The organism is uncultured Limnohabitans sp. (assembly GCF_937889215.1).
In the GTDB taxonomy this organism is placed as follows: Bacteria; Pseudomonadota; Gammaproteobacteria; order Burkholderiales; family Burkholderiaceae_C; genus Limnohabitans_A.
Genome location: NZ_CALBEX010000440.1, coordinates 1 through 9,970, shown reverse-complemented (window position 1 = coordinate 9,970; position 9,970 = coordinate 1). Strand labels below are relative to the sequence as shown.

The 9,970-nt window shown below is 62.9% G+C and carries 9 protein-coding genes and 1 pseudogene; 6 read left to right on the top strand and 4 right to left on the bottom strand.

Annotation, left to right across the window (positions count from 1 at the left end; translation table 11 throughout):
• Positions 1–129: 129 nt before the first annotated feature.
• Complete coding sequence (locus tag Q0341_RS11215) at positions 130–1,368, top strand: FAD-dependent monooxygenase (protein WP_299513243.1); 1,239 nt, start codon at positions 130–132, stop codon at positions 1,366–1,368.
• Positions 1,369–1,573: 205 nt separating this feature from the next.
• Complete coding sequence (locus Q0341_RS11210) at positions 1,574–2,743, top strand: lytic murein transglycosylase (RefSeq protein WP_299513247.1); 1,170 nt, start codon at positions 1,574–1,576, stop codon at positions 2,741–2,743.
• An 18-nt stretch (positions 2,744–2,761) separates the two neighbouring features.
• Here the strand turns inward: Q0341_RS11210 and Q0341_RS11205 are convergent, their stop codons facing one another.
• Positions 2,762–3,904 carry a molybdopterin cofactor-binding domain-containing protein gene (locus tag Q0341_RS11205; protein WP_299513241.1) on the bottom strand — a complete coding sequence of 381 codons (1,143 nt, stop codon included), beginning with the start codon at positions 3,902–3,904 and terminating at the stop codon, positions 2,762–2,764.
• 12 nt (positions 3,905–3,916) lie between these two features.
• Between Q0341_RS11205 and Q0341_RS11200 the strand changes: the two are divergent.
• Positions 3,917–4,693: pseudogene (locus tag Q0341_RS11200) on the top strand (dienelactone hydrolase family protein); the annotation flags it as partial.
• A 99-nt stretch (positions 4,694–4,792) separates the two neighbouring features.
• Entirely contained in the window at positions 4,793–5,635 is an 843-nt protein-coding gene (locus tag Q0341_RS11195; protein ID WP_299513245.1) for a ZIP family metal transporter, read from the top strand.
• 8 nt (positions 5,636–5,643) lie between these two features.
• Here Q0341_RS11195 and Q0341_RS11190 read toward each other — a convergent pair whose 3' ends face one another.
• Genes Q0341_RS11190 through Q0341_RS11180 form a run of 3 tightly spaced genes read right to left on the bottom strand, consistent with a single transcriptional unit; the run spans position 5,644 to position 8,556 of the window.
• Positions 5,644–6,501 (bottom strand): sulfurtransferase, encoded by an 858-nt coding sequence (locus Q0341_RS11190; protein ID WP_299513239.1) that lies wholly within the window; start codon positions 6,499–6,501, stop codon positions 5,644–5,646.
• A gap of 16 nt (positions 6,502–6,517) precedes the next feature.
• Positions 6,518–7,417, bottom strand: coding sequence for a DMT family transporter (locus Q0341_RS11185; protein ID WP_299513237.1), 900 nt, complete (start codon positions 7,415–7,417; stop codon positions 6,518–6,520).
• 11 nt (positions 7,418–7,428) lie between these two features.
• Positions 7,429–8,556, bottom strand: coding sequence for an aromatic ring-hydroxylating dioxygenase subunit alpha (locus Q0341_RS11180; protein WP_299513235.1), 1,128 nt, complete (start codon positions 8,554–8,556; stop codon positions 7,429–7,431).
• 281 nt (positions 8,557–8,837) lie between these two features.
• Between Q0341_RS11180 and Q0341_RS11175 the strand changes: the two genes are divergently transcribed.
• Both Q0341_RS11175 and Q0341_RS11170 read left to right on the top strand, forming a co-directional pair.
• Positions 8,838–9,092, top strand: coding sequence for an exodeoxyribonuclease VII small subunit (locus Q0341_RS11175; protein ID WP_299513233.1), 255 nt, complete (start codon positions 8,838–8,840; stop codon positions 9,090–9,092).
• On the top strand, positions 9,089–9,970 hold an 882-nt coding region (locus Q0341_RS11170; RefSeq protein WP_299513231.1), incomplete at its 3' end, for a polyprenyl synthetase family protein. The genes Q0341_RS11175 and Q0341_RS11170, both read left to right, overlap by 4 nt.

Sequence of the window (9,970 nt, the reverse complement as noted above, 5' to 3'; positions counted from 1 at the left end):
GATCGCGGCCAGCGCCTGCTTGCATTGACCACCGTGACACTGCCCAAATAATTTTAGGACAAGAGACCGCGGTCATGCCCGCAACGGTCCACTGATCGGTGTCTTCTGCGGCCGGGGCACAATGGATGCATGACAGGAAACGAGTGCAAAAAGGTGTTGATCGCAGGCGGCGGCATTGGCGGCTTGGCCGCTGCTTTGGCGTGTGCGCAGCGCGGTGTGTCGGTGCAGTTGCTCGAGCGCGCAGCGCGGCTCAGCGAGGTGGGCGCAGGCATCCAGATCGGACCTAATGTGACACGCATTTTGCAGGCCTGGGGTCTGGGTGCGGCGTTGGCGCAGGTGGCGGCTTTCCCCAAGCAGTTGCAAGCACGCGATGCACGAACCGGCCAGGTGCTGGGCAGCTTGCGCCTGGGTGGACGAGCTCAGGCCTTGTACGGCGCGCCTTACGCCACCATCCACCGCGCAGACTTGCAAAGCTTGCTGCACACAGGCGCCCAGGCCGCGGGCGTGGATATGCGCTTGGGCCAGACGGTGCAGGGCTGGCGCGACACCGCAGAGGGGCTTGCCATGACCACAGCCGAAGGCTTGGCGGTGGGTGCCGCCGACGATCGGGTGGGGGATACCGCAACGGCGTCTCCGTGGGTGGCCGACGCCCTGATCGGGGCGGATGGCGTGTGGAGCGCAGTGCGCCAGCAGATGCTGGGCGACGAGCCCCCGCGCTTCACTGGGCACCTCGCTTACCGTGCGCTCGTGTCTCAGGCCGATTTGCCCGCGCATTTGCGCACCCAAGATGTCACGGTTTGGTTGGGGCCGCGCCTGCATGTGGTGCATTACCCAGTGCGCAGCGGGCAGTGGCTCAACCTGGTGGCCATCGTGCATGGCGATCGGTCCGCGCAAGCCGACGCCTGGGATGCGGCTGGCCACACCCAGGCGCTGATGCAGGCCATGGGTGCGGTGGGCCGCGATTTGCACGAGCGATTGGCATCGGTGCCCGCCTGGCGGCAGTGGGCGCTGCACGACCGAGCGCCCGTGACGGCGGCGCGTGACATGGCCCAAGGCCGTGTGGCCTTGTTGGGCGACGCGGCGCACCCCATGCGGCCATATTTGGCCCAGGGTGCGGGCATGGCCATTGAAGATGCGCAGGTGCTGGCGCAGTGCCTGACGACCCATGCAGGCCGCGTGGCCGAAGGTTTGCAGGCCTATGCCCAGCAGCGCTGGGCGCGCAACGCCCGTGTGCAAACCCGGGCCATCCGCAATGGCCGCATTTTTCATGCGACCGGCCCGTTGGCCTTGGGTCGCAACCTCTCGATGCGCCTGATGGGCGAGCGCGTGATGGATGTGCCTTGGTTGTACGGCGGCGGGCCGCGATAACCCGCATGCCCGCCAAATCGGCGGGTCAACCGCCCATGGCCACGGCAATCGACGATACAGTGCATGCCAGCGCTTTGCGCTTGAGTAAATCCATCTTTCAGGGAAATATGTCATGCAGCTGCACCCTTCGTGCGCCCTAGCCACTTCGACCACCCACGCGGCACGCGTGCGGCTTGGCGTCAGCGTCAAGCGCTTGCTGGGCGTGATGTCTGCTGCCGTGTTTTGGGTAGGCGCGCCCGCCTGGGCGCAAAACACCGATTTGTCGGCCTGCATGGCCGAGTTGCGCCCGGCTGCGCGCATCGGCAAAGTGAGTGACGCCACTTGGGCGCGCCATACGGCGGGGCTGCAGGCCGATTTCAGCGTCATTGAAAAACTGAACTTTCAGCCCGAATTTCGCACGGCCATTTGGGATTACATGTCGGCCCTGGTGGACGATGAGCGCGTGGCCGATGGCGCTACCCGCCTGGCCGAGTACCGCCAGGCGCTCGATAGAGCCGAGCAACGCTTCGGTGTGGACCCGGCCACGGTGGTGGCGGTGTGGGGCGTGGAGAGCAATTTTGGCCAGACCTTTGGCAAATACCCGCTGGTGCAGGCGCTGGGCACGCTGTCGTGCCACGGGCGGCGACAAAGCTACTTCAGGAGCGAATTTTTTGCGGCGCTGCGCATTTTGCAAGCCGGGCACATCGCGCCTGAGCGTTTTGTGGGCTCGTGGGCGGGGGCGTTTGGCCACACCCAGTTCATGCCCAGCACCTTCGAGCGCTTGGCGATGGACTTTGACGGCGACGGCCGTGCCGACCTGATGGACAGCAGCGTGGACGCGCTGGGCTCAACCGCTAACTTTTTGGCCCGCGCAGGCTGGCAGCGCGGCTTGCCCTGGGGCATCGAGGTCAAGTTGCCAGCAGGGATTTCTTTGGCCGGAGAAGGCCGCCGCAGCAAGCGCCCGGTGTCTGAATGGACGGCCCGTGGCGTGCGCCGCATCGATGGCGTTGCCTTGCCCGCCAGTTTGGGCAACGTGGGCCTGCTGACGTTGGCCGGTGCCAACGGCCCGGCGTTTTTGGTGACGCGCAATTTTGATGCGCTCTACAGCTACAACGCCGCCGAAAGCTATGGCTTGGCCATCGCTCACCTGAGCGACCGGCTGCGCGGCGCTGGCCCTTTCGCCACGCCATGGCCTACCGATGACGCGGGTCTGTCCCGCGCCGAGCGGCGCGAGTTGCAAGGCTTGTTGGTGATGCGCGGCCACGATATTGGCCCTGTGGATGGCATGTTGGGCGACAAATCGCGCGAGGCGATCCGCGCCGAACAGCAGCGCTTGGGGCAAGAGGCCAATGGCCGAGGCGGCCAGAAAATCCTCAAGGTTTTGCGTGGGGGGTGACGGCCTTGGGGGCTGAGCTCACACCACCAGCGGCAAAGCCCTCTGCCGTTTGCCCGTCAAAGCAAACAGTGCATTGCCCACGGCCGGGGCCAGCGGTGGCACAGCCGGTTCGCCCACACCTGCGGGGTGGCGGGTGCTGGGCAAGATGTGGGTTTCCACCACCGGTGCCTGGCTGAGCGTGACCATGGGGTAGTTGGGGAAGTTGGTCTGCTGCACCACGCCACCCACGATGTCGATTTGGCCAAACAGCGCGGCGCTCAGCGCGTAGACCACGCTGCTCTGCATTTGCTGGGCCACGGTGTCGGGGTTGACCACGGTGCCGCAGTCGATGGCGCAGACCACGCGGTGCACGCGGATCTGGCCTTGCTCGATCGAGACGTCGGCCACTTGGGCCGCGATGGAGCCAAAAGACTCGTGCAGCGCGATGCCTTGCGCATGGCCGGCAGGCAAGGCCTGGCCCCAGCCGGCTTTGTCGGCCGCCAGTTGCAACACGGCGGCGTAGCGCGGCGCGTGTTGGAGCAGCTTGAGGCGAAAGGCCAGCGGGTCTTGCTTCGTGGCCACAGCCAGTTCGTCGATGAAGCTTTCTGAAAAGAACGCGTTGTGCGAGTGGCCCACCGAGCGCCAGTAACCGACGGGCACGCCCGACTGGGTGGCCACATGGCTCATGTGCTGGCTTTCAAAGCCGTAGGGCAGATCGAACAGGCCTTCTGCGGCGGTTTTGTCGGGCATGTCGATGGGACCCGACAGCATGGGCACGGCACGCGCCATCCAGCGCGGGGTGATGGCGTCGCCCGCCGATTTGATGCGCAAACTCGTGACTTCGCCTTTGTCATCCACCGAGGCCTGGAACTTGGCCAGGTGCATGGGTCGGTAAAAGTCGTGCGTCATGTCTTCTTCGCGAGACCAGACCAGTTGCACGGGGGCACCTTGGCAGGCCATGGCCACTTGCACGGCTTGGCCCACAAAGTCCACCTCCAGACGGCGGCCAAAACCGCCGCCCAGCAAGGTGACATGCACCGTGACTTGGTCGGTCTTCACGCCGGCCACTTTGGCAGCGATTTCGCGGGCCATTTGGGGCACTTGGGTGGGCACCCAAATCTCTACGCGACCGTCTTTGACGCGTGCGGTGCAGTTCATCGGCTCCATCGTGGCATGGGCCAAGTAGGGGGCTAGGTGCCCATCATGGCGCAAACAGCCATCAAAACCCCTGCGACGGGTCTGGTGTCTGGGGAAGTGACCATCGACGTGAATGGTTTCAAAATGCCCGCTTACCGCAGCGCCCCTGCGGGCAAGACCGGTTTGCCGGTGGTGTTTGTGATTTCTGAGATTTTTGGCGTGCACGAGTACATCGCCGACGTCACGCGCCGTCTGGCCCAGGCCGGTTACATGGCAATCGCCCCGGAATTGTTTGTGCGCCAAGGTGACCCGAGCGGCTACGGCGAAATTGCCAAGCTGCAGGCCGAAATCATCAGCAAAGTGCCCGATGCGCAAGTCATGGCTGACCTGGACGCCTGCGTGGCTTGGGCTGCAGCCAACGGTGGCAACACCGACAAACTGGCCATCACCGGTTTTTGCTGGGGCGGACGCATCACTTGGCTGTATGCGGCGCACCAGCCCAAGATCAAAGCGGGCGTGGCCTGGTATGGCCGCCTGGTGGGCAATGCCACGGCGCAAACACCCGCGCACCCCTTGGCTTTGGTGGGCCAACTCAAGGCCCCCGTGCTGGGTTTGTATGGCGCGGCCGACACGGGCATCCCCCTTGACACGGTTGATAAGATGAAAGCTGAACTGGCCCAAGGGCCTGCTGCGGCCAAAGCCAGCGAGTTTGTGGTTTATCCTGAGGCCCCGCACGCTTTTCATGCCGACTACCGCGGCAGCTACCGCAAGGCAGCCGCAGAAGACGGCTGGCAGCGATTGTTGGCCTGGCTGAAACGCCAGGGCGTGGCTTGATTTTGTGAACGCAGTGACCGCCCTTCGGGGCGTGAGTGCTGAAAAACCGCCCTTCGGGGCGGTTTGTTTTGGGGTGAAAGAGCACTTCTTGGATGCATGATGACTTTATTGGCGATTTTGTTGGGCACTTTGGTGGCGGGCATCGGCAGCGTCTGGCTGGCCGCTTGGCTGAGTTTTGGCGTGCTCAGCCGCTACACCCAACACATGCTGAGCTTGGCCGCAGGGGCCTTGATGGCGACGGCGTTTTTGCACTTGCTGCCTGAGGCCTTTGAAAGTCAAGCCGGGGCGCACGAGTTGTTCCTGACCTTGTTGCTGGGGTTGGTGTTTTTCTTTTTGCTCGACAAAGCCGAACTTTGGCACCACGGGCATGAGCACGGCGGTGGGCACGGGCACCACGGGCATGGCACGCACGACCACGACCAAGTTCAAGCGGCGCACGCGCACTCACCAGTTCACGCGCACACCGCGCACTCAACCGCTGAATCCACCCGCGGTCAGTGGGCTGTGTTGGCTGGCGACAGCGTGCATTGCTTTGGCGACGGCATCTTGATCGCCTCGGCCTTCATCGCCGACATGCGTTTGGGTGTCATTGCCGCGCTGGCCGTGCTGGCCCATGAAGTTCCTCACCACATGGGCGATCTGGCGGTCTTGCGCCAAGGCAGCAGCAGCCGCCAAGCCGCCATCGTCAAGGTGTCTATGGCCGGGGCCATCACCGCTTTGGGCGGCGCGGTGGGTTATGTGCTGGTCGATGCCCTGCACGACTGGCTGCCGTATTTTTTGGTCGTGGCCAGCAGCAGCTTTGTCTACGTGGCTTTGGCCGACTTGATCCCCCAGTTGCAAAAGCGCCTGTCCGCACGCGAAACGGCAACGCAGATTTTGTGGCTGGGTTTGGGCATCGGCATGGTGGTGCTGGTCAGCGCCTTGGCAGGGCACCAGCACTGACTTGAGTCTCACCCTTGGGCGCAGGGCAAGCCTGGGGTGCGGCTCCATTCGCTCCAGCTGCCCGCATACAAGGCAGTAGGCCCGTAACCGGCCAGTTCCATCGCGATCACGTTGGGCACGGCGGTCACGCCGCTGCCGCAGTGGTGCACCACGCTGCTGGCCGGGCGGCCCGCGAGCAGCTGGTCCCATTCGGTTTTGAGCTGTGGCGCACTTTTGAAGCGGCCGTCTTCGGTGAAGTTTTCGGTGAAGGGCCTGTTCAGCGCCCCCGGAATATGACCTGCCACCGGGTCCAGTGGCTCCACCTCACCCCGGTAACGGGCACCGGCCCGGGCATCGACCACGGTTTGAGTCTGCTGGCCCAAGGCGGCCGAGACCGCATCGGTTAACATCAACTGGCGCAGCGGTGCTTTCAGCTCAAAATGGGCGGGGGCCAAAGGAATGTCAGGCCCTGAGGCCAGTGCACCGCCCATGTCTTTCCAAGCTTGCAGGCCACCATCGAGAACTGCCACGGCCTCGTGCCCTAGCCACTTGAGCATCCACCACAAACGGCCGCAGTAGTGGCCTTTGTTGCGGTCATAGACCACGATTTGCATGCCGTTGTGAAGGCCCAAATTCCCTAGCCACCGTGCCACGACCTCGCGTTGCGGCAAGGGGTGGCGGCCCCCGTTCACAGCCTCTTCGGCCTGGTGCGTGCTCAGGTTTTTGTTCAAGTGGGCAGGCAGGGCGCCTGCGATGCGTTCGCTGGCAAAAAAGCCATCGGCCAGATCGGGGTTCATCAGGTCAAAGCTGCAGTCCAGCACGGCGCAAGGCTTGCCCTGGGTCTGCAGTTGTTGGAGTTGGGCAGCGGTGATCAGCAAGTTGTACATGGCAAAGGGTCTCCGTTCAATGGTCTTCGGCCTGGGCAATGGGCAGGGTACGGGGCAAGCTTCGGTTGCGCAAGGCGGTGGCGGCGATGCCGCTGGCGATGATCAAGGCCATGCCGACCCAGCCTATCCAGGGAATCTGGTCGCCAAACAAAAATAAGCCATAGAGCGCGGCAAACACGATGCCCGAGTATTGCAAATTGGCCACCACCAAGGTGGCCCCGCTGCTGTAGGCCTTGGTCATGCACAGTTGGCCCAAGGCGGCCAGCAAGCCAATCGGCAGCAGCCACCCAGCGTGTGGCCAGACCCAAGAACTGGGGCCGACGAACAGCATGGCCACGGCCCCAACGAGGGTGGTGCCGACGGAAAAATAAAGCACCGTGCGGGCCTCGGGTTCGCCCATGCGACCCAGTGCCGCGACCTGCATGTAGGCCATGGCGGCCCCCACACCCGACAGCAAGCCGATCACACCAGCAAACAGCTGGTTTTGCTCAATGGTAGGCCGCAAGATCATGACCACACCCGAAAAGCCCGCGATGACGGTGAGCACCACCGGGCCTTGCCTCACCATGTCTTGCACCCGACCCATGAGCAGTGTGCCCCCGACCAAAAAGGCCGCAACCCAGATGCCGCTCATGTAATTGAGCGTCATGGATGTGGCCAGGGGCAGGTGGGCAATGGCGTAAAACCAGGCCGTGAGGGATGACACGCCAATGGCTGATCGCCACACATGCATGAGCGGTATGGGGGTGCGCAAAGCCACCCGCTGGCTGCGGCAAATGGCGGCCATCAGCACGACCCCGACCACGCCCCGGTAAAACACCAACTCGAAGGTGTGGAAGTACTCGGATGCGTATTTGATGCAAACGCTCATCGTCGCGAAAAACAGCGACGCCAGAATCATCCAGGAGGCTTGCATCCGGGCGGGCTTTAGAGGGTCTTCATTTGCTGGCGGTACCACTCGTGGAAGTGCTGCATGCCGTCTTCCATGGGGCTTTGGTAGGGGCCGACTTCGTTGTCGCCGCGTGCCCAAAGTGCCTTGCGACCCGCGTCCATGCGTTCGGCAATTTCGTCGTCCTCTAGGCAGGTCTCCATGTAAGCCGCTTGTTGGGCCTCGACGAATTCGCGCTCGAAGGCCACGATTTCTTCAGGGTAATAAAACTCCACTTGGTTCAGTGTTTTGTTGGGGCTGATCGGGTGCAAAGTGGACACGGTGAGCACATGCGGGTACCACTCGACCATGATGTGCGGGTAATACGTCAGCCAAATCGCGCCGCGCTCGGGCAGTTGGCCGTTGCGGTACTTGAGCAGCACCTCGTGCCACTTTTTGTAGGTGTCCGAGCCGGGCTTGCCAAAGCCGCCCGACACGCCCACGGTTTGCACCGAATAATGTTCCTTGAACTCCCAGCTCAGGTCGTCGCAGGTGACGAACTGGCCCAGCCCCGGGTGGAAGGGGCCGACGTGGTAGTCCTCCAGGTACACCTCGATGAATGTTTTCCAGTTGTAATTGCACTCGTGCAGCTCCACACGGTCGAGTGCGTAGCCATCAAAACTGAGTTGTGCAAGTGGCCCCATGCCCGCCAGATCGGCGGCGATGTTGCGCCCGTTGTCTTCAAACAGCAGACCGTTCCATTCCTGCAACTTGTAGTTGTTCAGGTTCAGGCAGGGGTCTTGCGCAAAGTGGGGCGCGCCCAGCAACAGGCCGCTGGGTGAATACGTCCAGCGGTGCAGTGGGCAAACGATGTTGCCGCCCGCGCTGCCTTTTTGTTGGGTTTGCAGGTTGCCTCGGCCGCCCAGCATGACCGCCTGGCGGTGTCGGCAGACATTGGAGACGAGTTCTACACCGCCTTGAGCGTTTCGCACCAAGGCACGGCCTTCGGCCTCGTGGGGCAGGGCGTAATAGTCGCCCGGATTGGGGACTGCCAGCTGGTGACCCACGTAGCGGGGGCCTTGCTGAAAAAGGGTGCTCAATTCGCGCTGAAACAGCGCCTCATCGAAATAAGTGGAAACTGGTAGTTGGCTTGCGGCCTGCAGCAGTTGAAGACTTAAATCAGACATGGGTGACCTGACCTAGAGACTCCCCCTATGAAGGGGCAGGAACAAAGCGCTGAATCCGGAAATTGCAGCGCAAAAAAATGACAGGAAATTTCCTGCCGATGAACGGTGATTCTACCCCGGCGGGTAAGGACCTGAAAGGAGGCTTTGGCAAGCCGTAAATATTACGGGGCATCTTCGCCGGTGCCTGGCTCTCTGACAAAGCCATGCGGGCATGGCGTGTGGGCATGTCAGTTGGCGCAAAGCATAAGGCCTAAAATCAGACTTTTACCTCGGAACATCCCATGCCCAAGGCCGCCCCTACAGAACCCGCAGACAGCCCAGCAGCGCCCTTGCCCGCCACTTACGAAGCGGCTTTGGCGGAGCTGGAGTCGCTGGTCGGTCAGCTCGAATCGGGGCAGATGCCGCTGGACCAATTGTTGACGGGTTACCAGCGGGGCGCGGCTTTGTTGGCTTTTTGTCGCGACAAACTCAAAGCCGTGGAAGACCAGATCCAGGTGCTGGATGGCGGACAACTCAAACCCTGGAGTGGCGCATGACGGTGGACTTGAAGGCTTGGATGCAGCCGCATCTGGCGCGTGTGGAGCAGACTTTGTCGGCCGGCATTGAGGCCGAATCCCCTGCTGCTTTGGGCCGAGCCATGCGTTATGCCGTGCTCGATGGCGGCAAGCGCTTGCGCCCTTTGTTGGTGCTGGCCACGGCTGAGGCGGTGGGTGATGCTTTCAACACGCCTGCGGCCCTGAATGCCGCTTGCGCCATCGAGTTGATCCATGCTTATTCGTTGGTGCACGACGACATGCCCTGCATGGACAACGACGTGTTGCGGCGCGGCAAACCCACAGTGCATGTTCAGTTTGGCGAGGCCCAAGCCCTGCTGGCGGGGGACGCCTTGCAGACCTTGGCTTTTGAAATGCTGACCCCGCCAGACGCCAGCGTGCCGCCTGCGGTGCAAGCCGCCTGTGTGGCTTTGCTGGCGCGGGCTTCGGGTTACCAGGGCATGGCTGGCGGCCAGGCCATTGACTTGGCCAGCGTTGGGCAGCGCCTGAGTGAAGACCAACTTCGTCAAATGCACCGCCTCAAAACCGGGGCCTTGCTGTTGTGCAGCGTGCAGATGGGCGCTGCCTGTGTGCCGGGCGTGCCTGCCCCGTTGCAAGCCTCGTTGACCCTTTTTGGCGAGGCCTTGGGCTTGGCCTTTCAGGTGGTGGACGATGTGCTGGATGTGACCGCCGATTCGGCCACGCTGGGCAAAACAGCGGGCAAGGACGAAGCGGCCGACAAACCCACCTATGTGGCCTTGATGGGCTTGGAAAGGGCCAAGGCCTACGCCGATGCCTTGAGTGCCCAGGCTCTGCAGGCGCTGGCCGACACCGGATTGCCCGATGCGCGTTTGGGGGCCTTGCGCGCCCTGACCGCCATG

Coding starts and splice junctions, on each gene's coding strand:
- Q0341_RS11190 (WP_299513239.1), bottom strand. CDS start 6,501: ATGTACAACTTGCTGATCACCGCTGCCCAACTCCAACAACTGCAGACC.
- Q0341_RS11175 (WP_299513233.1), top strand. CDS start 8,838: ATGCCCAAGGCCGCCCCTACAGAACCCGCAGACAGCCCAGCAGCGCCC.
- Q0341_RS11210 (WP_299513247.1), top strand. CDS start 1,574: ATGTCTGCTGCCGTGTTTTGGGTAGGCGCGCCCGCCTGGGCGCAAAAC.
- Q0341_RS11195 (WP_299513245.1), top strand. CDS start 4,793: ATGACTTTATTGGCGATTTTGTTGGGCACTTTGGTGGCGGGCATCGGC.
- Q0341_RS11180 (WP_299513235.1), bottom strand. CDS start 8,556: ATGTCTGATTTAAGTCTTCAACTGCTGCAGGCCGCAAGCCAACTACCA.
- Q0341_RS11215 (WP_299513243.1), top strand. CDS start 130: ATGACAGGAAACGAGTGCAAAAAGGTGTTGATCGCAGGCGGCGGCATT.
- Q0341_RS11185 (WP_299513237.1), bottom strand. CDS start 7,417: ATGCAAGCCTCCTGGATGATTCTGGCGTCGCTGTTTTTCGCGACGATG.